The organism is Plesiomonas sp., from assembly GCF_051652165.1.
Classification (GTDB): Bacteria; Pseudomonadota; Gammaproteobacteria; order Enterobacterales; family CAMTGL01; genus Plesiomonas.
This window is the reverse complement of sequence record NZ_JBOFTR010000004.1, coordinates 602,712-626,678: the sequence shown is the minus strand read 5'-3', so window position 1 is coordinate 626,678 and position 23,967 is coordinate 602,712. Positions and strand designations below refer to the sequence as shown.

At 39.8% G+C, this 23,967-nt stretch carries 21 protein-coding genes and 1 pseudogene; 15 read left to right on the top strand and 7 right to left on the bottom strand.

The features are described 5' to 3' along the window. The 8 genes from ACRC53_RS05285 to nuoN form a co-directional block, all read left to right on the top strand. Window positions 1–1,414 (top strand): molybdopterin-dependent oxidoreductase (locus ACRC53_RS05285; protein WP_438642485.1); only part of this gene is annotated, 1,414 nt, incomplete at its 5' end. Beyond that, entirely contained in the window at window positions 1,411–2,388 is a 978-nt protein-coding gene (gene nuoH / locus ACRC53_RS05280) for an NADH-quinone oxidoreductase subunit NuoH (RefSeq protein WP_438642484.1), read from the top strand. The genes ACRC53_RS05285 and nuoH, both read left to right, overlap by 4 nt. A gap of 25 nt (window positions 2,389–2,413) precedes the next feature. Then, entirely contained in the window at window positions 2,414–2,953 is a 540-nt protein-coding gene (gene nuoI / locus ACRC53_RS05275) for an NADH-quinone oxidoreductase subunit NuoI (protein ID WP_438623120.1), read from the top strand. Window positions 2,954–2,964: 11 nt separating this feature from the next. Further along, complete coding sequence (gene nuoJ, locus ACRC53_RS05270) at window positions 2,965–3,495, top strand: NADH-quinone oxidoreductase subunit J (RefSeq protein ID WP_438642483.1); 531 nt, start codon at window positions 2,965–2,967, stop codon at window positions 3,493–3,495. Further along, on the top strand, window positions 3,495–3,800 hold the full coding sequence (gene nuoK / locus ACRC53_RS05265) for an NADH-quinone oxidoreductase subunit NuoK (protein WP_438630226.1): 306 nt from the start codon (window positions 3,495–3,497) through the stop codon (window positions 3,798–3,800). Before nuoJ ends, nuoK begins: the two co-directional genes overlap by 1 nt. Beyond that, window positions 3,797–5,644, top strand: a complete 1,848-nt coding sequence (gene nuoL / locus ACRC53_RS05260) for an NADH-quinone oxidoreductase subunit L (RefSeq protein WP_438642482.1) — start codon at window positions 3,797–3,799, stop codon at window positions 5,642–5,644. Before nuoK ends, nuoL begins: the two co-directional genes overlap by 4 nt. A gap of 21 nt (window positions 5,645–5,665) precedes the next feature. Beyond that, complete coding sequence (gene nuoM / locus ACRC53_RS05255) at window positions 5,666–7,183, top strand: NADH-quinone oxidoreductase subunit M (RefSeq protein WP_438642481.1); 1,518 nt, start codon at window positions 5,666–5,668, stop codon at window positions 7,181–7,183. Window positions 7,184–7,186: 3 nt separating this feature from the next. Further along, window positions 7,187–8,650: an NADH-quinone oxidoreductase subunit NuoN gene (nuoN, locus tag ACRC53_RS05250; protein WP_438642480.1), complete on the top strand. Its 1,464-nt coding sequence runs from the start codon at window positions 7,187–7,189 to the stop codon at window positions 8,648–8,650. 133 nt (window positions 8,651–8,783) lie between these two features. Here nuoN and ACRC53_RS05245 read toward each other — a convergent pair whose 3' ends face one another. From ACRC53_RS05245 to yciA, 5 genes and pseudogenes are all read right to left on the bottom strand, one after another. Further along, window positions 8,784–9,896: a methyl-accepting chemotaxis protein gene (locus tag ACRC53_RS05245; RefSeq protein WP_438642501.1), complete on the bottom strand. Its 1,113-nt coding sequence runs from the start codon at window positions 9,894–9,896 to the stop codon at window positions 8,784–8,786. 12 nt (window positions 9,897–9,908) lie between these two features. Next, window positions 9,909–10,289, bottom strand: a pseudogene (locus ACRC53_RS05240) (cache domain-containing protein); the annotation flags it as partial. A 12-nt stretch (window positions 10,290–10,301) separates the two neighbouring features. After that, window positions 10,302–10,676 carry a hypothetical protein gene (locus ACRC53_RS05235; RefSeq protein ID WP_438642479.1) on the bottom strand — a complete coding sequence of 125 codons (375 nt, stop codon included), beginning with the start codon at window positions 10,674–10,676 and terminating at the stop codon, window positions 10,302–10,304. Window positions 10,677–10,896: 220 nt separating this feature from the next. Further along, the gene (locus ACRC53_RS05230; RefSeq protein WP_438642478.1) at window positions 10,897–11,292 is read right to left on the bottom strand and encodes a MerR family transcriptional regulator; all 396 of its coding nucleotides are present in this window, start codon (window positions 11,290–11,292) and stop codon (window positions 10,897–10,899) included. 228 nt (window positions 11,293–11,520) lie between these two features. Then, complete coding sequence (yciA, locus tag ACRC53_RS05225) at window positions 11,521–11,961, bottom strand: acyl-CoA thioester hydrolase YciA (protein ID WP_438642477.1); 441 nt, start codon at window positions 11,959–11,961, stop codon at window positions 11,521–11,523. 345 nt (window positions 11,962–12,306) lie between these two features. Between yciA and ACRC53_RS05220 the strand changes: the two genes are divergently transcribed. The 3 genes from ACRC53_RS05220 (at window position 12,307) to ptsG (ending at window position 16,804) form a co-directional block, all read left to right on the top strand. Then, window positions 12,307–12,798, top strand: coding sequence for a glutathione peroxidase (locus tag ACRC53_RS05220; RefSeq protein ID WP_438642476.1), 492 nt, complete (start codon window positions 12,307–12,309; stop codon window positions 12,796–12,798). Between the two features lie 287 nt (window positions 12,799–13,085). Beyond that, the gene (gene tyrR, locus ACRC53_RS05215) at window positions 13,086–14,663 is read left to right on the top strand and encodes a transcriptional regulator TyrR (RefSeq protein ID WP_438642500.1); all 1,578 of its coding nucleotides are present in this window, start codon (window positions 13,086–13,088) and stop codon (window positions 14,661–14,663) included. Window positions 14,664–15,346: 683 nt separating this feature from the next. Next, window positions 15,347–16,804 (top strand): PTS glucose transporter subunit IIBC, encoded by a 1,458-nt coding sequence (gene ptsG / locus ACRC53_RS05210; protein WP_438642475.1) that lies wholly within the window; start codon window positions 15,347–15,349, stop codon window positions 16,802–16,804. 171 nt (window positions 16,805–16,975) lie between these two features. On the opposite strand, the gene ACRC53_RS05205 is transcribed toward ptsG, so the two are convergent. Both ACRC53_RS05205 and ACRC53_RS05200 read right to left on the bottom strand, forming a co-directional pair. Continuing rightward, window positions 16,976–18,325 (bottom strand): dihydroorotase, encoded by a 1,350-nt coding sequence (locus tag ACRC53_RS05205; protein WP_438642474.1) that lies wholly within the window; start codon window positions 18,323–18,325, stop codon window positions 16,976–16,978. Between the two features lie 255 nt (window positions 18,326–18,580). Then, on the bottom strand, window positions 18,581–20,638 hold the full coding sequence (locus ACRC53_RS05200; protein WP_438642473.1) for a methyl-accepting chemotaxis protein: 2,058 nt from the start codon (window positions 20,636–20,638) through the stop codon (window positions 18,581–18,583). Between the two features lie 366 nt (window positions 20,639–21,004). Here ACRC53_RS05200 and hinT point away from each other — a divergent pair, with 366 nt between their 5' ends. From hinT to nagZ, 4 genes are all read left to right on the top strand, one after another. Beyond that, window positions 21,005–21,370, top strand: coding sequence for a purine nucleoside phosphoramidase (gene hinT / locus ACRC53_RS05195; RefSeq protein ID WP_438642472.1), 366 nt, complete (start codon window positions 21,005–21,007; stop codon window positions 21,368–21,370). Then, window positions 21,367–21,765: a YcfL family protein gene (locus tag ACRC53_RS05190; RefSeq protein ID WP_438642471.1), complete on the top strand. Its 399-nt coding sequence runs from the start codon at window positions 21,367–21,369 to the stop codon at window positions 21,763–21,765. The genes hinT and ACRC53_RS05190 overlap by 4 nt, the downstream gene beginning before the upstream one ends. Window positions 21,766–21,821: 56 nt before the next feature. Continuing rightward, complete coding sequence (locus ACRC53_RS05185) at window positions 21,822–22,742, top strand: phosphotransferase (RefSeq protein ID WP_438642470.1); 921 nt, start codon at window positions 21,822–21,824, stop codon at window positions 22,740–22,742. A 93-nt stretch (window positions 22,743–22,835) separates the two neighbouring features. Then, the gene (nagZ, locus tag ACRC53_RS05180; protein WP_438642469.1) at window positions 22,836–23,870 is read left to right on the top strand and encodes a beta-N-acetylhexosaminidase; all 1,035 of its coding nucleotides are present in this window, start codon (window positions 22,836–22,838) and stop codon (window positions 23,868–23,870) included. Window positions 23,871–23,967 lie beyond the last annotated feature (97 nt).

Here is a 23,967-nt window from a genome sequence, read left to right as displayed (position 1 = left end):
TATAGCTGATATAGCTGATATAGCTGATATAGCTGATATAGCTGATATAGCTGATATAGCTGATATAGCTGATATAGCTGATATAGCTGATATAGCTGATATAGCTGATATAGCTGATATAGCTGATATAGCTGATGTTGCTAATATTTTGCTTAATGCGAAAAAACCACTGATTATTTCGGGTACATCTGCAGGGTCTTTAACACTGCTTCAAGCCAGTGCGAATATCGCGATGGCATTGAAAAAGCATAAACCACAGGTTGGATTGAGCTTGGTTGTTCCAGAAGTGAACAGCTTAGGGCTGACTATGCTAGGGGCAAAACCACTGGATGATGCTTTTACCCGTATCAGCACAGAGAGCATTGATACAGCCATTGTTCTTGAAAGCGATCTGTATAGAACGTTTGCCGCCAATGTGGTGACTAACGGGCTAAAATCATTGCAATCAGTGATAGTGATAGATCATCAGCATACCGCGACTGTTGATAACGCAACTTTAGTGTTGCCGGCAGCCAGCTTTGCTGAAGCTGATGGCACAGTAGTCAACCACGAAGGGCGTGCACAGCGTTTTTATCAGGTTTACTCACCGGCCTATTACTCTGATGCAAACTTAGTCAATGAAAGTTGGCAGTGGCTGAGTGCGCTAAAAAGTCAAATAACGGATAGAACGATACAATGGGCTGATTTTGATGCGTTATTAAAACATTGTGCTGATTCTGTACCCGCTTTACGATCAATTACTGATGCCGCACCAAAAGCTGATTTTCGTATCCGCAGTTTGAAACTGGCTCGTTCACCGCATCGTTACAGTGGCCGTACGGCATTAAGAGCCAATATTAGCGTGCATGAGCCTCGAGTTCCTCAAGACAGCGGAACACCATTTTCATTTTCAATGGAAGGGTATTCCGGTACCAAAGAGTTATATCCGGATATCCCGTTTGCTTGGTCACCTGGTTGGAACTCACCACAAGCGTGGAATAAGTTTCAGCAAGAGGTGGGAGGATCATTAAAAGCTGGTGATCCCGGTCTGCGTTTGATTAATCCGAACCCTGATGCGGCGACTATTGCTCTGTATCCTGCAAGAATAAAAAACATTACTGCTCAGAAAAATAAATGGTTGGTTGTTGCTGATTATCATATTTTTGGCAGTGATGAATTGTCACAACGAGTGGGTGTTATTCAGTCACGGATCTCTACTGCATCAATGGGATTAAGTCATGCTGATGCACAACTATTAGGTGTTAATCAAGGCAGTGCCGTTTCGTTTACTTGGCATGATAACTACTACCGTCTACCTATTAGAATTAGCCCACATTTAACGCAAGGTATTGTTTCTATTCCCGTCGGTTTTGAAGGGTTACCCTTGAGTTTATTAGGGAAGTATATTACAGGCATTCAGGAGGCCGTATTATGATGAGTTTCTCTCCTGAGACGGTTTTGATTATTAGCTCTGTATTAAAATCAATTGCGATATTGTTAATAGTCGTCGGTTGCGGTGCATTCATGAGCTTCATTGAACGGCGGTTGCTTGGGTTATGGCAAGATCGCTATGGCCCTAATCGGGTTGGCCCGTTTGGTCTGTTTCAGATTGCCGCTGATATGATTAAAATGTTCTTTAAGGAAGACTGGATCCCTCCTTTTGCCGATAAACTTATTTTTATCCTTGCGCCACTCATTGCAATGGGGGCGTTTTTACTCACGTTTGCCATTATTCCGATAACACCGACATGGGGCGTTGCTGATCTGAATATTGGTATCTTGTTTTTCTTTGCGATGGCAGGTCTCGCTGTTTATGCAGTGTTATTTGCGGGTTGGTCGAGTAACAACAAATACTCATTACTGGGAAGTTTACGTGCATCGGCACAAACATTAAGTTATGAAGTCTTTATGGGGCTCTCTTTAATGGGGATCGTTACGGTAACTGGCTCATTTAATATGCGAGATATCGTTGCTGCACAGCAAGATATTTGGTTTATTGTGCCGCAGTTTTTTGGATTTGTGACTTTTCTTATCGCAGGTATTGCAGTCACACACCGTCATCCTTTTGACCAGCCTGAAGCAGAGCAAGAGTTAGCTGATGGATACCATATTGAATATGCTGGTATGAAATGGGGTATGTTCTTTGTCGGTGAGTATATTGGTATCTTGCTGGTCTCTACTTTATTGGTCACATTATTCTTTGGTGGTTGGTTAGGGCCATTTTTTCCACCCATTGTGTGGTTTGTCTTGAAAACTGCGTTTTTTGTTATGTTTTTTATTCTACTACGTGCGTCATTACCGAGGCCTCGTTATGATCAAGTCATGACATTTGGCTGGACATTTTGCCTGCCGCTCACGTTGCTTAATTTAATTGTGACCGGTGCCGTTGTTTTATATAACGCCCAATAAACTAGCATCACCAAGGACGATAAAGATGTTAAAAGAAATTATCATTGGTACGGGCACTCAGTTGCGAAGTTTATGGATGGTATTTGCACACTCGTGGCGTAAACGCGATACATTGCAATACCCTGAAGAGTCAGTTTATTTACCTCCTCGGTATCGCGGAAGGATAGTATTAACACGAGATCCTGATGGTGAGGAGCGTTGTGTTGCGTGTAACTTGTGTGCCGTAGCCTGTCCGGTGGGTTGTATTTCACTACAAAAAGCTGAAACATCCGATGGCCGTTGGTATCCGGAGTTTTTCCGTATTAACTTTTCACGTTGTATTTTTTGTGGCTTATGTGAAGAGGCTTGTCCGACGACAGCGATTCAATTAACACCTGATTTTGAAATGGGTGAATACCGCAGACAGGATTTAGTATACGAAAAAGAGGATTTACTGATTTCTGGGCCAGGAAAATATCCTGATTATAATTTCTATCGGGTTTCAGGTTTAGCTATAGCAGGTAAACCAAAAGGTAGCGCACAAGATGAAGCTCAACCGATAGACATTAAAAGCCTGTTACCATAAGGAGAGAGAGAATGAATATCCCTTTTTATGCAGCAGGTGCTATTGCGCTGATCGCCACATTTCGAGTTATCAGCAATCGCAGCCCAATGCATGCATTGCTATATTTGATTATCTCATTGCTGTCAGTTGCCATGGTGTTTTTCACACTAGGAGCTGAGTTTGCAGGAGCAGTTCAAATTATTGTCTATGCCGGTGCCATTTTAGTTTTATTTGTTTTTGTCGTCATGATGCTTAATATTGGCACATCAGAGGACCAAGAAAAACAGTGGCTAAAACCAAGAGTCTGGATAGGCCCCGCTATTTTATCTGCTTTACTTTTAGTGATTATCGCTATTGCTATAGGCAGTTTAGGTAGCGGTGTTATCGGTAGTTATGACGTCCCCTCTAAAGCGGTAGGAATATCACTGTTTGGGCCGTATGTTTTAGGTGTTGAGCTAGCATCTTTATTATTACTGGCCGGTGTTGTCTCTGCTTATCATTTAGGACGTGAAAATAAAGCAGCAGACAGTGCAATAAACCGTTCACAAGGAGACAAGAGATAATGGATATACCTCTTGAGCATGGATTATTGCTATCCGGCGCACTATTTGCCCTTGGTTTAACAGGGCTGATGATAAGACGCAACTTATTGTTTATTCTGATGAGCTTAGAAATAATGATGAGTGCCGCTGCATTAGCATTTGTTGTTGTTGGGAGCTATTGGGGGCAGGCTGATGGGCAGGTGATGTATATTTTTATCGTGACACTGGCCGCAGCAGAAGCAAGTATTGGATTGGCATTGCTGTTACAGATGTACCGGCGCCATCATACCCTCGATGTTGATGTCGTAAGCGAGATGCGCGGATGAATCTCTTATTTTTGACAGTCGTATTTCCATTGCTAGGTTTTTTAATTCTGGCTTTTTCTGCTGGTCGCTTAACTGAGAACATCAGTGCTGTGATCGGCGTTGGCTCGGTCGGTTTATCTGCATTGATTGCTGCCTATGTTGGTTATGACTTTATTAGTGTATATCCTGAAGGGGGAATATACACTCAATCCTTATGGCATTGGCTTTCGGTTGGTGATTTAAACGTTAATTTATCTCTCTATTTAGATGGATTATCACTGACTATGTTGTCGGTAGTTACTGGTGTGGGATTCCTTATCCATCTTTTTGCCTCTTGGTATATGCGTGGTGAAGAGGGGGTCTCTCGCTTTTTTGCTTATACAAACTTATTTATTGCCAGTATGCTTTTTCTGGTTTTAGGTAATGATTTATTGTTTGTATATCTAGGCTGGGAAGGTGTAGGGCTGTGTAGTTACTTACTTATCGGATTTTATTATCAGCACAGTAAAAATGGAGCGGCGGCATTAAAAGCCTTTGTGGTAACCCGTGTGGGTGATGTGTTTTTAGCTATTGGTTTGTTTATTTTATACCAGCAACTCGGCACGTTAAATATTCATGAAATTGTTACGCTGGCACCACAAAAATTAGAGCAAGGTGGGTGGCCTATTACACTTGCAACATTGATGTTACTCGGTGGTGCAGTGGGTAAGTCTGCTCAACTCCCCTTGCAAACATGGCTAGCTGATGCAATGGCTGGTCCAACGCCCGTTTCTGCTCTGATCCATGCCGCGACAATGGTGACGGCAGGTGTTTATTTAATTACCCGAACACATGAGCTATTTTTATTAGCACCTGATGTTCTTTATCTCGTGGGTATTATCGGTGCTGTGACACTGTTATTAGCTGGTTTTGCTGCGCTGGTTCAAACGGATATTAAGCGTATTTTAGCATATTCAACCATGAGTCAAATTGGTTATATGTTCTTAGCGCTGGGTGTGATGGCGTGGGATGCGGCAATTTTTCATCTGATGACGCATGCATTTTTTAAAGCGTTACTGTTCTTGTCTGCCGGTGCGGTGATTGTTGCCTGTCATCATGAGCAAAACATTTATAAAATGGGGGGCTTACGTAAATCACTGCCATTCATCTATGCTTGCTTTTTGGTTGGTGGAGCAGCTCTTTCAGCGCTTCCTTTTATTACCGCAGGTTTTTACAGTAAAGATGAAATTTTGTGGCAAGCACTCGCTTCTAATCACATTGGGTTGTTACTTGCTGGTTTAGTAGGGGCATTACTTACCTCTATTTACACGTTCAGATTGATTTTTATTGTATTTCATGGCCCAACCAGTATTGATGCGCATTCAGGTAAAGGTGTGAGTTACTATTTACCATTGGGCATATTAATGCTGTTATCAACATTTATTGGTGCACTCATTACGCCTCCATTAGCGGGGGTATTACCTATAAATGAAACAGTGTCTGATTTTAGTGCGAAACATCAACTTGAGCTTATTTCGGCATTGGTGGCATTGGTGGGTATTGTTATTGCTGCTACTTTATTTTTAGGTGATCGTCATCGGGTGAATAAGATGGCGCACTCTGCGCTAGGCCAAAAATTAGCTGTTTTATGGTTGAATGCATGGGGTTTTGATTGGTTGTACGATCATATTTTTGTAAAGCCTTATTTACTTGTTACGCAGAAATTACAAGCAGACCCACTAAATAGAGTGCTTAATATTTTCATGCTGGTGACTCGGCAAGGGAATAAGCTCGTTGTATCTACAGAAACAGGGCAGTTACGCTGGTACGTAACGTCAGTAGGGTTCGGTGCGCTGTTTATTTTAGCGTTGCTGGTGTTGTTTTAATTAGAATGGATTCTATCTGCCATGACACTACTGTGGCTCATCCTTATCCCCTTTATGGGTGGTTTTTTATGTTGGCTGGTTGAACGCGGCCAGTCTTTAATGCCACGTTGGATTGCATTGTTTTCTATGGGGTTAACACTAGGATTAGCCTTATATTTATGGATTACAGAGGATTTTACGCTATCGGCTATAAATGGTGTTCCACAATGGCAAGTTGAATATCAATTGCCGTGGATACCTCGTTTTGGCATTTCACTGCATTTAGCTCTTGATGGCTTATCATTGCTAATGGTCATACTCACGGGTTTACTCGGTGTATTAGCTGTATTGTGCTCATGGAGAGAGATTCAACGGCACTTAGGTTTTTTCCACTTAAATTTATTGTGGATTTTAGGTGGTGTAATTGGTGTATTTTTATCTATTGATCTTTTTCTATTTTTCTTTTTCTGGGAAATGATGTTAGTTCCCATGTATTTTTTGATCGCTTTATGGGGGCATAAAGCCTCTGATGGTAAGACAAGAATTACGGCGGCTACAAAATTCTTTATTTATACACAGGCAAGCGGGCTATTAATGCTTGTTGCGATATTGTCTTTAGTCTTTGTGCATTATCAAGCTACAGGAGTAATGACATTTAGTTATGAGGCACTGCTGCATACTCCAATGACTAAAAACATTGAATATGTATTGATGTTAGGCTTCTTTATTGCTTTTGCTGTGAAAATGCCAATAGTGCCATTACACGGTTGGTTGCCTGATGCCCATAGTCAAGCGCCTACTGCTGGTTCTGTTGATTTGGCAGGTATTTTACTTAAAACGGCAGCATACGGTTTATTACGTTTTAGCTTACCGCTTTTTCCTGAAGCATCAGCTAATTTTGCACCTATTGCTATGTCGTTGGGTTTGGTTGGCATATTTTATGGCGCACTACTGGCATTTGCACAAACAGATATTAAACGTTTAATCGCGTATACCAGTATATCCCATATGGGGTTTGTGCTTATTGCTATTTACTCAGGAACAACACTTGCTTTGCAAGGCGCTGTTGTTCAAATGATTGCTCATGGATTATCAGCTGCAGGGTTGTTTATTCTGTGTGGCCAAATTTATGAACGCTTACATACACGTGACTTACGTGAAATGGGAGGGTTATGGGGGCGAGTTCGTTATCTTCCTGCGCTATCACTGTTTTTTGCTGCAGCATCACTTGGGCTACCAGGTACAGGAAACTTTATTGGTGAGTTCTTAATTTTATTAGGAAATTATCAACTTACGCCTAAAGTAGCAGTGGTTGCAACATTTAGTTTAGTGTTAGCTTCAGTATATTCGTTAATTATGATTCAACGTGCATTTTATGGGCCAACTAAAGCAAATTCGCCTTTAGCAGAAATGAGCCAAAGAGAGTTCTTGATTATTCTTTTATTGGCATCATTACTATTATTGTTAGGGGTATACCCTCAGCCAATTTTAGATACCACAACGCAAGTGATGCTCAATGTTGAGTACTGGTTTAATTTAATTCCTGTGAATGGAGTGTAGATCATGGAGTTCCCACTACAGTCACTTATTGTTGAGCTACCGTTAGTTATTACCGGACTAACAGCACTTATTGTGATGATGGTTATTGCATGGAAACGTGAACACTTTTATGTAGCAACAGTGTCAGTGATTGGTTTAAATTTAGCCCTATTATCTGCATTGTTCAGCTCACACATACCTGCGCAGCAAGTTACACAACTATTACAATTTGATGGCTTTAGTCTGTTTTTTTCTGCTCTTATTCTAATTGCAACATTAGCTAGTTGTACTTTTGCATACTTATGGTTACAAGGTTATCCTGATAATAAAGAGGAGTTTTATCTTCTATTACTGATTGCGTCTTGTGGTGGATTAGTATTAGCAGGAGCTCGTCATTTAGCTGCATTATTTATTGGGATAGAATTAATTTCATTACCACTATTTGGTTTGATTGGCTATAGCTATCGAGAAAAGCGATCATTAGAAGCCAGCATTAAATATATGGTGCTTTCTGCTGCTGCTTCTGCGTTTATTTTGTTTGGTATGGCATTAGTGTATGCAGAAACTGGAAGTTTGATTTTTGTTGATATAGGGTCCTCACTACAAAACCATACGTTACATGAGCCATTGCTACTTGCTGGATTTGGTATGATGTTAGTTGGATTTGCGTTCAAACTGTCTTTAGCCCCATTTCATTTATGGACGCCAGATATCTATGAAGGTGCTCCAGCACCGGTTGCTACTTTTATTGCTACAGCAGGTAAAGTCGCTATATTTGCGGTATTTTTACGATTTTTATTGAGTACCCCTGCTGCTAATCACTTTGCAGTACAGCAAGTACTGAGCATTTTAGCTGTGTTATCTATTCTTTTTGGTAACTTATCAGCACTAATGCAAAATAATATTAAGCGTATGTTGGGTTACTCTTCAATTGCACATTTTGGATATGTGTTGATTGCTGTGGTAGCAGCAAAAAATATTGCAATGCCTGAGGAGTCTGTTGTTGTATATTTAGTGGCTTATGTGCTTACAGCACTAGGTGCTTTTGGTGTAGTAAGTTTAATCTCTAGCCCATATCGTGGCCGTGATGCTGATTTATTATATAGCTATCGTGGTTTATTTTGGCATCGACCAGTATTAGCTGCTGTATTAACTATTATGATGTTAGCACTAGCAGGTATCCCATTAACTCTTGGCTTTATTGGTAAGTTTTATGTTCTTGCTGTAGGAGTAGAATCAAAAAGTTGGTGGTTAACGGGTACTATTGTTTTAGGGAGTGCTATTGGTTTGTATTACTACTTACGCGTGATGATTGCACTGTATTTAGCCCCGCAAATGGTTAGAGCACGTGATACAGTAGACAATTGGGCAATGAGTGCTGGAGGCGTCGTGTTATTATTGTCAGCACTGTTAGTATTAATTTTTGGTGTTTATCCTCAGCCATTATTAACATTAGTTTCAATAGCAAGGATTATCCCGATACTATAATACGAGTAATAAACTGAATGATTGCTATTGTAATAGAATCTGAATGTTGAGCATAACTATCAACATATAAAAAAGGTACGCGTAATTATTAAGCGTACCTTTTTCGTTATTGACTTTATGTTTATAAAATAGATTACAATTTAAATTGCTGAACTTCGCTATTTAGCTGTTGAGTTAATATTGCAAGATGTTTGGCCTGTGTGCTTGAATATTGTGATTCTTGTGATAAAACAGTAGAAACCTCACGAATTGACTCTGTGTTTGTATTTATTTCTGCAGTGACAGAGGTTTGTTCTTCTGCTGCTGTTGTAATGTGGCTTGCCATATCGGATATACCTGCAATAGCAGAGCTAATTTGTTGTAAGCTATCACTGGCTGAATTAGCATCATTGACACTGGTCGTTGCTAATGAATGGCTGTTTGCCATAGTTGAAACTGCTCGTGATGTAGTATGCTGTAAAGTTTCTATCATATTTTGAATTTCTTGTGTAGAAGAGTGGGTGCGTTGCGAAAGAACCCTAACTTCATCTGCTACAACAGCAAATCCTCGGCCTTGTTCTCCTGCTCGTGCAGCCTCGATAGCTGCATTTAGTGCAAGTAGATTTGTTTGCTCTGCAATACCGGTAATCGTGGCAAGAATAGAGCTGATTGCGTGTGCATTGTGGTTTAGTTCGCTAATAATATCACTGGTGCTAGAGACTTCATTTGCTAGTTCACGAATGGAGTTCTGGCTTTGGTGCACTTGATGTTGCCCTTTAGTGCAGAGGGCAACTGCATTTTGTGCAGTATTAGCCGTTTGTTCAGCATGAGTAGCAATTTCTTGCGTTGCACTGGCCATTTCAGTTACCGCAGTAGCAACCATTGTAATTTCATCTTGCTGGGTTGATAGAGCAATACTGTTATTATTGGCAGAGTTGAATGTGCTAGATGATTGTTCCGTTAAATCATGAGTAATTATGGTTAATCGGTTAACCATGGTATGTAATCTTGCAACAAACAAATTAAACCCTGAGGCTAATATTCCTATTTCATCATGTTTATTTTTCGTTGTGATTTTAACAGTTAGATCGGCTTCTCCTGCTGCTATATCATTAATGGCCTTCGATACACGCTCAAGATCTTTAAATTGTTGCTTAAATACAAGAGTAAGGAATAAGCTGGATATAATAAGTAATACAATTGCAATTGTTGTTTGTTGGTAGATAAGTTGGGTAGTATGGCTCAATATAACCTTTGGGTTTATCATGTAAATGAGTGACCAGTCAGTATTTTTGATTTTTATCGCATAGACCAAATTATCTTCACCTGAAACATTAATCTTATTAATTGAGTTTGATGCTTCTAGTGATGCAATATAGTCAAGTGATAAAGAAGGATAGATACTGCTGATGTTTTTTTGCCATACAGATTGGTTTGGGTGGGCAACAATTAAACCATCTTTATTAATTAATATAGCATAACCATTACCAGGAATATCCATAGAGATAATTTCTTTCACTAATTGCTTTAGTGAAAGATCAGCGCCTACAACGCCAATTAATTGACCATTTTGATAAACAGGCTCAGCCATTGTCACAACCATTACGTTTTGAGTTGCACTTAAATATGGCGGAGTCATACTTAACTGATTGTGTTGACTAGCAAGTTTAAATCATGGTCGTTCGCGGGGATCATAATCTGCTCTGTTTAAACTTGGATCTTGACGGTACATTAGGCCTTCTGTTGTGCCATAGTAAGTTAGGCTAAATGAACCACTTTCGTGAGTTTGTTGAATGGCTGAAACAATATGGGTACTAGGAGCGTTTGCTAATGATTTTTTTAATGCAGAGAGAGCATACCCCTTGTTTAAAATCCAATCACTAACACTTGTTGCATAGGTTGAACCTAAGCGTTTAATTTCTATTTTTGCATTATTAAGAGCATCATTGCTTACTTTATAATTGGAAATAACAACAAGCGAAAAAGCCATAATCACAACGGCGCTAAGACTACAAGTAAGTAATCTTGTTTTAAGAGAAAAAGACATGTTGCTTCCTGCGTTGAATGTTTATTTATATGTAAGCGATAGGAGCAGTGCGAGGCGAATTTTAAATAGATAAAGCGGGTTTGTCTTTGCGCAAGATCACACCCATAGGTGATCTATGCACATAGTGATTTGACAAGTTCATTGCTTTATAACGATGTTACATGTAAATCGTCATTTTATTGGCGACATATTTTTGGCGTGCGATAAAAATATAGGTGGATTATTTTTTTGTTATTTGATTGGCTGCTTTTATGCAAATATTTTCAGCATGATTTAATTCATTCAATATAATGTGTATATCATTGAGTTGTTGTTTGAGTAGTATTTTTTTATCTTCAATTAAATTTTGCATATTTCTTATTTGAACTCTGTTGTTTTTAGGTGAGTCATACCAGTGAAATAATGTTTTTATTTCACTTAAACTAAACCCTAATCTTTTCCCTCGTAATATTAATTGTAGCCGGGTCCGATCTTGTCGACTATATATTCGCGTTAAGCCTTGCCGTGTAGGTGTCAGTAAACCCTCTGCTTCATAAAAACGTAAACTGCGAGGAGTAATCTCAAATTCAGTTGCCAAATCAGAAATAGTGTACTTTATTACTGAGGTGTTTGACATGAGTATCCCTATTTTTATAGTATGAAGCAAAAAATATTCATTAATGCTTTATTAACAATTAAAATAAATGAATATTTCAATTGATTGCATTATTTCCTTGTTAAATTGTGTATAGCGTCACATTTGTCATTCATAAATAAAACCGATAATAAATAAAAGCTATCGGCTTTATTGTATAACACAATTAAGATTGTACGATATGTTAAATCGTATTTATTAAATATGATATTACTTATTTATGGTTGATATCGCCAAATCATATTCAGGATTTTGTGTTTTAGGTACAGAACGTGCTAGCCCGTTAGAGTCAACGGCAACATAAGTAAAAATAGCTTCAGTAACACAGTACCGTTGACCGATTGGTTCACTAGATACTTTTTTAACCCATACTTCCATTCTAATTTTCATTGAGCTATTACCAATGTGCACCGCTTTACCGTAACAACAGACAACATCACCAACAGCTACGGGTTTAAGAAAGGTTATACCATCTACTGCAACAGTGACAACACGGCCATGGGCTATCTCTTTTGCTAGAATTGCGCCTCCGATGTCCATTTGTGACATAATCCAACCACCAAAAATATCACCATTAGGGTTGGTATCAGCAGGCATTGCTAAGGTACGCAGTAATAGCACACCTTCAGGTTTTCTAGGCTGTTCAGTCATACAGTGATCTCAATTTTTCACAAAGCAGCAAAATAAAAGGTAGAGTGCAACTTATTGGGCGCTTATGGCTGTGCACTTAACACTATAATTGTAATATAAAAAGTTAACATGCAAATACACGAATAAACTCGTAGTCAGGGTTGCAACAAATTAGTAGAACTTGCGAATAATGTCGATAAATTTTGTTGTAAAAATGAGGCTGCTGGATTGGTCACTGTATTTTATAGCGTAAGACACCTAAGGTTAGGTTTTGTATACACATAAAATTTAATTTGTGTAAGTAATGTTCTGTTAAAGATGAATCATTGTGCTAAAACTAGAGAGGCGCGTTAAAGGAGGTAACTAATGACATCGTTATATGATTTTGAGTTAACCGAGTTGACCGGTCATCCATTTGATGTGCAATCATTGAAAGGAAAAGTAGTGCTGATTGTTAATGTAGCAAGTCGGTGTGGTTTTACTCAACAATATGAGGGATTAGAGGCGTTATATCGAGAACTCTCTTCATTAGGATTACAGATTTTGGCTTTCCCTTGTAATCAGTTTGGCGAACAAGAGCCGGGAGCAGCTGATGAGATTATACATTTTTGTACATCAAATTATAATGTTACGTTTCCTATTATGCAAAAAGTAGAAGTAAATGGTGGAGGATCCCATCCCCTTTTCCGTTGGTTAAAAATACAAAGACCAGGTGTGTTAGGAACTACTGTAATTAAGTGGAACTTTACAAAATTTTTGCTTGATGGAAAGGGGAATGTAGTTGAACGTTACGCCCCTCAAACTGCACCAGAATCTTTACACGCTGATATAATTAAATATTTAGATCACCAAAAATAAGGTGTTTTAAGCTCTCTTTAACACTAAATTTATCTAAATATTCGTAATAAATAGCATTTTATTAGGTAACTGTTGCTGTTCTTTGATAGAAATATGTAACTATGTTTGAGAGCTATGCTGTATCTAACTATATGATGTTTATCTATTTATTGTTATCACTTAAGTGTGGACATTCTTTGGTTAGGGGTATCTCTGTCAAGAAATAATGACACGTATCTTCATCTACTGCACATAGCGGGGTATTATTGACTATATACGAAGCTAAACATCGTAAAGGTCAGGTAGATATGCGGCTGGAAGTGTTTTGTGAAGATCGCGTTGGGCTAACACGTGAGTTGCTTGATTTACTGGTAGGGCGAGGAATTGATCTTCGTGGTATTGAAATTGATATCTGTGGGCGAATTTATCTTAGCTTCCCTGAAATTGATTTTGAAAACTTTAGAAGTTTGATGACAGAAATTCGGCGAATAGTCGGAGTCACTGATGTACGTAAAGTTCGTTTTATGCCTGTTGAACGTGAGCATACTGAATTAAAGGCACTCATTCATGCTCTTCCTGATCCTGTTTTTTCAGTAGATGTCCGAGGGCATATTGACTTAGCTAATCATGCTGCGTTAGCTCTTTTTGCGATGAGTGAAACGCAGCTACATGATGAAAGTATTCAAACGCTACTATCTGGTTTTCATTTTCACCGTTGGTTTGAGCAAGATGAACCGGTTGCATGTATTGCTGAACATGTCAAAGTGCGTGGGCAAGAGTATTTGATGGATCTTACTCCTGTGTATATCACGCATGATGATAATCCACAGCAACCTTTATTGGCAGGTGCAGTACTCATGTTGCGTTCATCCGCAAAACGAGATTATGAATTAAAGCCAATACATGTGCATGATGAAGATAGTTTCGCTCATATTTTGGCTTATAGTCCAAAAATGAAGCAAATTGTCCTGCAAGCAAAAAAACTCTCTATGCTCGATGCGCCTTTATTAATAGAGGGTGAGACAGGAACAGGAAAAGAGATGCTTGCACGTGCGTGTCATTTACGAAGTATGCGTGGAAACCAGCCATTTTTAGGTTTAAATTGTGCAGCATTACCTGATTCTGTTGCTGAAAGTGAGTTGTTTGGCCATGCACCAGGCGCATATCCTGGCATCGTGGAGAGTAAAAAAGGTTTTTTTGAACAAGCAAACGGTGGTACTGTTTTTTTAGATGAGATTGGTGAAATGTCATCTCAGATGCAGGCTAAATTATTGCGTTTTCTCAATGATGGTACGTTTCGGCGGGTAGGTGAAGATCACGAGGTGAGTGTTGATGTTCGAGTGATTTGTTCAACACAGCACAATTTACTTGATTTAGTACACAAAGGTATTTTTCGTGAAGATCTTTACTACCGTTTAAATGTTCTAACATTAACAATTCCACCTTTACGGGAACGTCAGTTAGATATTCCGGAATTAGCAATGATGTTCATGGTACAGATTGCTCATGAAATGCAGATTGAGCAACCTATTGTTGTACCTGAGTTGATGCCATTTTTAACACAATACACATGGCCAGGAAATGTTAGACAGTTACGCAATGCTATTTACCGAGCATTGAGTCAGCTTGATGGACATATGATAACACCTCAATGTATTGATCTTCCAGAGCTTGAGGCTGAAGTAAACGTTGCAGATGATCAATTAATGGGCTCATTAGATGATATTACTAAACGTTTTGAACGTTCGGTATTGACTCGGTTGTATAGAAGTTATCCAAGTACACGTAAATTAGCTCGACGCTTGGGCGTTTCACATACTGCAATTGCAAATAAATTGCGAGAATATGGTTTAGGTAAACAGCATAGCGATGAATTTGATAAGTAAGCTGTTTAACTTAACGTTACATTGTGTTTCTTTTTCAAGCTGATTGTTTTGACTTTTTATTAAAACCACACGGTTAAATTACGCAGTAGGGCGTTTTAATCGATGTGGTTTTTTTGTATTAAAAACAGGCCATTATAGTTTTTAGCTGTTTTTATAAGGGTAAAGTATTAGAGGTTAAGTGTGCCGATAGGTTCGCATGCTGGTGAACTCTATATTATGCTTAATGAAAGAAAGGAAGTTGTACTTTCAATATATTGTCAATGCACTTAACCATAGAGTTATGTTGAAAAAGTGTAGGAATTTGTTTTTTTACAAAAAAAAATAACTTTACGCTTCTTTTTGTAATCATTACTTTAAAGCTTAAAATAAATTACTTTTTAAAGATTTTAATTGCACATTCTATCATGTATACAAAACATTTTTTATCTTGAATAATTACTTCGTTATCTGAAATATTTATTTTGTGATGCTAGTTGGTTTTTTTTGCAGGTTGATGATGTGATCTAGCTAAAAAAAATGATACGTAGTGCTGTTTGAGCTTGTTTTAATCTGACCGTCGTCAAACAATACGCCGACTTTATTTTCTATTATACCGTTAGATTACAACACAGCTTTTAACTTGCCATATCAATGGCTAACAAAAAATGTAACGATAATAAACTCACTCAGGAGTACAGAATCACATGATAAAGGATGCCTTTGCTGGCCTACAGAAAGTAGGTAAAGCGTTGATGTTACCCGTATCGGTTTTACCGGTTGCGGGTATTTTACTCGGTGTTGGTGCTGCTAACTTTAGTTGGTTGCCAGAGATAGTTTCTAACATTATGGAGCAGGCAGGTGGTTCTGTATTTGGCCAAATGCCGTTGCTATTTGCTATTGGTGTAGCATTAGGTTTTACCAATAATGATGGTGTTGCTGCATTGGCTGCAACAGTTGGTTATGGCGTTATGGCCGCGACACTGACTGTAATGGCCGGTGTTATGGGTGTTGAGAAAATCGATACGGGGGTGCTCGGTGGTATTCTGGCGGGTGCGTTAGCAGGATATATGTTTAACCGCTTCTATCGAATACAACTACCTGATTATCTTGGTTTTTTTGCCGGAAAGCGTTTTGTTCCTATTATTACAGCGTTTAGTTGTATTGGTTTAGGTGTGATTTTGTCTGTGGTATGGCCTCCGGTAGGTGCAGCTATTCAGGCATTCTCTAACTGGGCTGTACACCAAAATCCGGCTTTGGCATTTGGTATTTATGGTGTTGTTGAGCGTTCACTGATTCCGTTCGGTTTACACCATATCTGGAACGTACCGTTCTTCTATCAAGCCGGTGAAACCTGTGTTATCAACAGTAAAGTTGTTGCTGCTATTACTGCAGAGCCTGCATGTTTGGCTGAAGGTGGTAAGTGGATTACCGGTGAAATTCAGCGTTACCTGATGGGTGATCCAACTGCCGGTAACATGGCGGGTGGCTATATGTTTAAAATGTGGGGGCTACCTGCTGCGGCTATCGCCATGTGGCATACTGCGAAACCTGAAAACCGTGCAAAAATCGGCGGTATCATGATTTCAGCGGCACTGACTTCATTCCTAACTGGTATTACTGAGCCGATTGAATTTGCGTTCATGTTTGTTGCACCTGTGCTGTATATCATTCATGCTCTGTTGGCAGGTTCAGCGTATGTTCTGCTGATTTTGCTGGGCATGAAGCACGGTATGACATTCTCACACGGTGCAATTGACTTTGGCTTGTTCTACCACCTGTCTACAAATGGTTGGATGTTCTTTATTGTTGGCCCAATTTATGCCGCAATTTACTACATTGTTTTCCGTGTCGCGATTGTGAAATTGAATTTGAAAACACCAGGCCGTGAAGATGAAACAGCTGCAAGTACAACTGCATCAGGTTCAGAAATGGCGCAAGCATTGGTTGCTGCGTTTGGTGGCAAGCAAAATATTACCAGCCTAGATGCTTGTATCACTCGCTTACGTGTAGGAGTTGCTGATATAGCAAAAGTTGACCAAGCTGGCTTGAGGAAGTTAGGTGCTGCAGGTGTGGTTGTTGCAGGTTCAGGTGTCCAAGCAATTTTTGGTACTAAGTCAGACAACCTGAAAACAGATATGGATATCTACATGAGCAGCAATTGATGTTGTTTATTTAATGTTATCTATTGATAGATAACGTAGTTATATCAGTGTTGTATTTGTACAAAAAAGGGAGCTTTTGCTCCCTTTTTCTTTTTTTATGTTTTTCGTTTTATTTTCGTTGTTTTGTGTTTGTGCTGATTTTAGGTAATTTAATTAACTGTTTTTCGAAAATTAACGGCGATTAAAGCTAAGACGCTGACCTGGGCGTACACCGGTATGTGCTGCATTGCGGAAAACAATTTGACCATTGACAAAAGTAGTATCTATGCGAGCAGGAAAAGTGTGACCTTCAAACGGTGACCAACCGCATTGGTAAAATAAATTCTCTTTATTCACACTAAAGTGTGTATTTGGGTCAACTAAAACTAAATCGGCCCAGTAACCTTCACGAAGGTAGCCTCTGTCTTGCAGTTGGAATCGTTCAGCAACAGCATGGCTTGTTTTTTGTACTAACATTTCAAGGCTTAATGTACCTTGTTTATGCAGATCCAACAGTGCTAGCAAAGGGTGTTGAACTAATGGCAACCCTGATGGGGCATTAAAGTAGGTGTTTTGCTTTTCATCCCATGTATGGGGGGCGTGATCGGTAGCGATAATATCAATAACACCCTGACGTACGGCATCTTGCAAGGCGAGCTGATCTGCACGTGTTTTGACTGCTGGATTACATTTGAGCAGATGACCTAATTGGTCATAGTCTTGCTCATTAAAAAAAAGATGATGGACGCAAGCTTCGGCAGTAATCTGTTTGTTGCGTAATGCTTCTAATGTGGGAGCCGCTTCAAACAGCGCCAGCTCTTCTTTTGTTGTTATGTGTAACACATGTAAGCGAGTACCGTGTTTTTTTGCCAGTTCCACAGCCAGAGTCGAGGATTTTAAACACGCCTGAGTTGAACGAATATAGCCATGTTCATGTGCAGGAATGTTATCGCCATAACGGGTACGATACTCATCTTCTAGCAACTTGATGGTTGGAGTATCTTCACAGTGTGTTGCAATTAGCACAGGGCTTTCAGCAAAAATAGCCGCTAAAGTATCTGCATTATCAACCAACATGTTACCCGTTGATGCGCCCATAAAGATTTTAACGCCACAGGCTTGCTCTGGTGCAAGGCGACGAATTTCGTCAAGGTTATCGTTAGTTGCGCCGAGGTAGAAGCTAAAGTTTGCAACAGAGGAGAGTGCTGCCCGTGAGTATTTATCTTCGAGTGCTTGCAGGTTGGTGGTTTGTGGATTGACATTTGGCATTTCCATATAGCTGGTAACACCACCTGCAACTGCAGCGCGTGACTCGCTGGCAATTGTTCCTTTTAGAGGGAAGCCTGGCTCGCGAAAGTGCACCTGATCATCAATCATGCCAGGAATTAACAGCTTACCAGCAGCATCAATAACTTCTATTCCATTTGCTGCACAAATATTGCTGTGAATATGGCTGATTCTGCCATGCTCAATGAGCATATCGCCTTGTGTTTGGCGGCCTTCATTGACCATAGTGGCATTTTTTATCAATAACTTAGTCATCACTTCATCCTTCCAGCGTGGGTTATTTACTATACTGGAAATGTTTCGTAACGGGAATTAGCAGTAACCGAATTTCCACATGACAAGTTGTTTATTTTGAAGGGATGTTCGACATACACATATTCATGGTGTGTATGCCGAAAGAGAGTGATTTGATCAATAAGAGATCTGTATATTTATGTGCCCATATCGTTGTCTACATATACCTTGTAAAAGGTTAATCACAATGTAAATTAGATCGTAATATAAATGAGATCATAGTGTAAATTGCTTAACGAGCCGTTCTTGTGAAGTAGCTAGAGTTTCGAGTTGAGTACTGTTTCCCGCTATTTTTTCAATACTGTGAAAATTTTGATCAGCTAAACGCAATATCTCTTCTAAATTGCGGGCAATATCTGTTGATGTGGCTTCTTGTTCTGTAGCTGCATTGGCTATTTGCGCGTTCATATCGCTGATTTGGCCAAGCCCATCAAGAATAATTTTCATTGCATTACCGGTTTGGCTGGTTTGATTGACACTCAAAGACATATCATTAAGGCAGTTATCCATATTGCTCAGTGCAGTATGTGTACTGGTTTGTAATTCAGTGATCATTTTTTCGATTTGTCCGGTTGAGTCCGTGGTGCGTTTTGCTAATACACGCACTTCATCGGCTACAACGGCAAAACCACGGCCCATATCACCGGCACGGGCTGCTTCAATAGCGGCATTAAGCGCCAGCAAGTTAGTCTGATCGGCAATACTGCGAATAACGTCCAAAATTGAACCGATTCGCTCACTCATTTGGGCAACTATCTTAACTTCAGAGGAGGTATGAGTGAGCCGAGAAGAGAGTTGTTGGCTCGTGCTGATGTTGTTTTGTACTAAACTATCACTTTGTACCACAGTCTGTTCGAGTATGAGCACTTGATCAAGCGTGTGGTTAACACTGCGAGCGATCTCTTTTACTGAGTGTTCCATTTCTGCCATTGCGGTAGCGACACTGGTTGTTTGTTCACGTTGTGATTCTACTGCGGTATGTGCATTGGTTGTGTTAGCCTGATTAAGTAAAGTGACATGTGATAATTGTGTTGATGCATGGCCAATTTGTTCGAGGATATCGTGTAATCGTGTTGCCATTGTATTGATATGATTAGCAATTAAACCAAACTCATTGTTAGAGATTGTATTAATTCGACTTGTCATATTACCTGATTCAAGATCATGCAGTGTTTGCAAAATAGTGTGTACTGGTTTACGTATTGAACGAGCTAAAAACCAACCTGTAAGGGTAGCAAGTAGAACAACAATCGTTGAAATTGTGATAGAAAACCAAAAACCACCAGTATAGTTATTATTGGCTTGCTCGGTTAGCGTTGTCACTTGTTCAGTAGATTGTTGGCGTAATGCTTGTAGGAGTGCTAATGCACTTTTCATCAATTTAGATAATTCAGTGATATCTTGATCGACGGCATATTCACTGCGGGTAAAGTTATCATGTTGTTGTAAAACACCATCTTTACGCCCTGCATCAGTTAAAAAACCTTGAAACAGTTCACCATAGCGTTCGTGCAATATAGGCTCTTGTGTGGCGAGTGCTTTAAAAGAGTAATTGAGTCGGACAACATTCATTTTATTTTTTTTGATAGCAGCTTCAATGCTTGTAATATCCTTTGTGAGCAACGCCTCTGATGTGGTGTTATCCACTTCACGTAAGCTGTTGAAAAAAGACTCACTGGTTAATTTGAGTACATTATTATTACTATTATCAATCAATGCTTTTAGCCCATATTGTAATTCAAGCTTTTTATTTTGGAACGCTTGAACAGCTTGATTTAAGTTCTGGCGGCCTTGAAGTATCTGTTCGTAACGGGTAAATGTTGTGCTCGCAAGCGTAGAATAACGTTGTTCAAGATGATTCAATTGCATAATCTTTTCAGCATCTACAGGTTGTGTATTACCTGAGTGTTCAGTTGACGCGAGAGCTAGTGTTTTTACAGACAAGGTTGAGTCAATCAACTGATCGAGATATTCAATATGTTGGCGAAATTGCTGATGACCAAGATCAAATGTTTGCTGATAATGTGCAATCAATGTGGCATTTTGATTTGCAATAAAACCCGTGAGTGCATTATCCATTGTCAGCAAATTAAGCGTAAGTTCTGATGAGGTGTCTGTAACAGGAATGGCTTTTTTTATGACAACATCAAGACTATCTTTTAAACGTCCAGCAACATCGAGTGAAAATAAACTTGCAGCAATAAATGCACCAACAATAACAATGAAACTGATTGCCATATGGCGAATGACTGACGCGTTATTTTTTTTATCCATAAAATTCAACACCGCAAAAAGAGAGGAGTAACATCAATGTCTAATATGTGGTCTATCGGCTAATGACGTTGGGTGTTAAATCATAACTGCAATATGTTATTTCTTTTTCGAGACAGATAACGAAATAGTTATCATGTTGCGAGATATATACATTTTTGTGACTTGGGGTTTGTGGCTTTAATATTGTGTGATGACATGATAAAGCGAATGTACTTAATGGATGTTCGTAGTGTGCTATAAATGGTGATCCTTACGATATGATATTGTGAGTATATTATTGTTATTTTTAAATATCACTACAGTTGCAGTACAATAGTGTCAGCAATATAGTGTACGCAGTGCCTAACGTAATAAAGGAGTATAGATATGGCTGAAGAGACTATTTTTAGTAAAATTATTCGTCGTGAAATCCCGGCAGATGTCGTGTATCAAGATGAGTTAGTTACCGCATTTCGTGATATAAATCCACAAGCTCCAACCCATATTTTAATTGTACCTAATCACCTTATTGCAACAACCAATGATGTGACGATTGAAGATGAAAAAGCACTCGGCCGAATGATTACTGTTGCAGCTAAAATTGCATCAACAGAAGGTATTGCGGATGATGGCTATCGTTTAATAATGAATTGCAATCGTCACGGTGGGCAAGAGGTTTATCATATCCACATGCACCTTGTTGGTGGGCAGGTGTTAGGGCCACTATTAAGTACAACGGTGAATACACATTGATACGTTGTTTTGGGCGACTTGTTGGGTTAATTGTATTGACATGCGTGGTATTGTCAGGTTGTACAGCGACAACTTCTGGTTTTAAGATCGATCAGCAACAGCAAGTCGTTGTTGCAGATGCAGACTCTAGCCATGTCATTAAGGTTGAGCGTATTGATTCAACTAAAAAAAACCAGCGATTAACTGTACAAGTAGTGATTAAAAACCAACAAAAAACGGCGAAATTGTTGGAGTACCGTTTTTACTGGTACAACGCACAGGGGCTGGAAATTGATAGTGATAGCACACTTTGGCATACATTAACCGTATTAGCGAATGAGATTGGCCGTATTCATGCAGTGGCAACCGATCTGAATGCAGAGTATTTTCGGTTATATGTGCGTACCAAAAAATAAGTCTGCACTGTGCGTTTTTCTAGGCTGGCATATATGGTAACGGGTATGGATAAGGTATGTTGATAACCGACGATCCCATATTGCAGATTCTTGCTTTACCTTGCTGGCATAACCTAAAAGTTAGTTCGGTTGTGCCATTGATGGGCTTATCTGGGGGCAGTTTTCAGATCCGACTTGAAAATAATACTCTGTTCGTGGCGCGTAGAGGTGGTGAGCATGCTAAACAATTGGGGATTTGTCGGACTCAAGAGCAACAAGTGTTGCGATATTTAGCCATAGACCCCCATACAGCCTATCGAGCACCAACACTATTTTATGATAGCCCACAGTGGAGTATTTTAACGTGGGTTATCGGTAATATTTGCCCTGTTGATTATTTACAACATAAACAGGGTTTACAGCAGTTAGCAACGTGTCTTCAAGCTGTCCATCACTGCACATTGTCATTATCACCAATGTTGCTTAAACAGAGTGTTCCTGTCTTTGATATCAAGCAGCGTTTAGCTTTGTACTGGCAACACACAGTATCGTCACGAAAAACATCCGATTTACAACAACTATACAACGCATTTTCAGTACAAAAACCACCTTGTTTGAGCATGCCAATCCTAGCTCATCACGATCTGCACCCTGCTAACATGGTATTAACATCAACAGGGCTTGCACTCATCGATTGGGAATACGCCGCAGTAAATGCTCTTGCATGTGAAATGCTTTTTTTGTGTGATGCAAACCAATTTAGTGTGGAACAGTTACACGTGTTTTTACAATACTATTTGCCAGATCAACAAATACAATCGCTACTGTTAGAGGATATGGCACATTGGCGGCCATGGTGTCATTTTCTCACGTTATTATGGTTTGAAGTACGTTTTGGGCAAACAGGTGAATCGCAGTATGCAACGTGGGCTAGGCAGTATCAACATACGTTAAGACATAAAAACTTAACACAGATCCCCTCTATATTTGCCAGATGACTAGCTGCTTCCGCCAAATAGGGCATTACGATAAATTTTTTCCACTCTGATACACAATCAACGTTAGATGCAGGTAATTACAGGAGAAACACCATGGGCCCAGTCATGCTTGATGTGCTTGGTTATGAGCTTGATGCAGAAGAACGAGATATTTTGCGTCACCCACTTGTTGGAGGCGTGATTTTTTTTGCGCGTAATTATCACGATCGGGCACAAATGCAGGCTTTAATTAAAGATATTCGCCAAACTGTACAACGCCCATTACTGTTAGCTGTTGATCAAGAGGGTGGGCGCGTTCAGCGTTTTCGTGAAGGATTTACTCGCTTACCCGCTCCGCAATCTTTTGCTGCTTTAAATGCATGGCCACAGGCGTTATCGTTGGCTTTTGAAAGTGGCTGGATGATGGCCGCTGAACTGTTGGCAATGGATATTGATCTTAGCTTTGCGCCTGTGCTTGACTTAGGGCATCAGTGTGCGGCAATTGGTGATCGGGCATTTCACGATGACCCACAAAAAGCACTGGATCTTGCTCGCAGTTATATTGATGGTATGCACAGTGCAGGCATGAGCGTTACGGGTAAACATTTTCCAGGGCACGGTGCAGTACTTGCTGACTCGCACAAAGAGACTCCGCATGATAATCGCAGTAAAGCAGAGATCATGAACCACGATATGGCGCTATTCCGCCAGCTTAATCAGGAAGGGCGTTTAGATGCAGTGATGCCTGCTCATGTCATTTATACTGAGTGTGATGCTCGCCCTGCAAGTGGTTCTGAGTTTTGGCTTAAAGAGGTGTTGCGAAAGCAGTTGCAATTTGATGGTGTGATTTTCTCTGACGATCTGTCAATGGAAGGTGCTGCGATTATGGGCAGTTATGCCGAGCGGGCAGAGGCTTCACTCAGGGCAGGATGCGATATGCTGCTCGTATGCAATAATCGGCAAGGTGCTGTTGAAGTACTTGACCGTTTACCACTGACTCGCTCTGAGCGTATTGTGCATTTATTGCATAAACCTGCGCTAATACAAACTGAGTTAGAGGCTTCCACTCGTTGGATAAATAGCCATCAACAGTTACAGAATTTGGCTGTGCGCTGGCAAGATCATAAAGATAAATTACACGCTAACTAGCCATAGCAGTATACATAACAGTGGTATGCATAAGCGATGTGCGTAACGTTATGCATCAATAATCCATGAAAAAAACGTATCGTACTTATCACGTTTA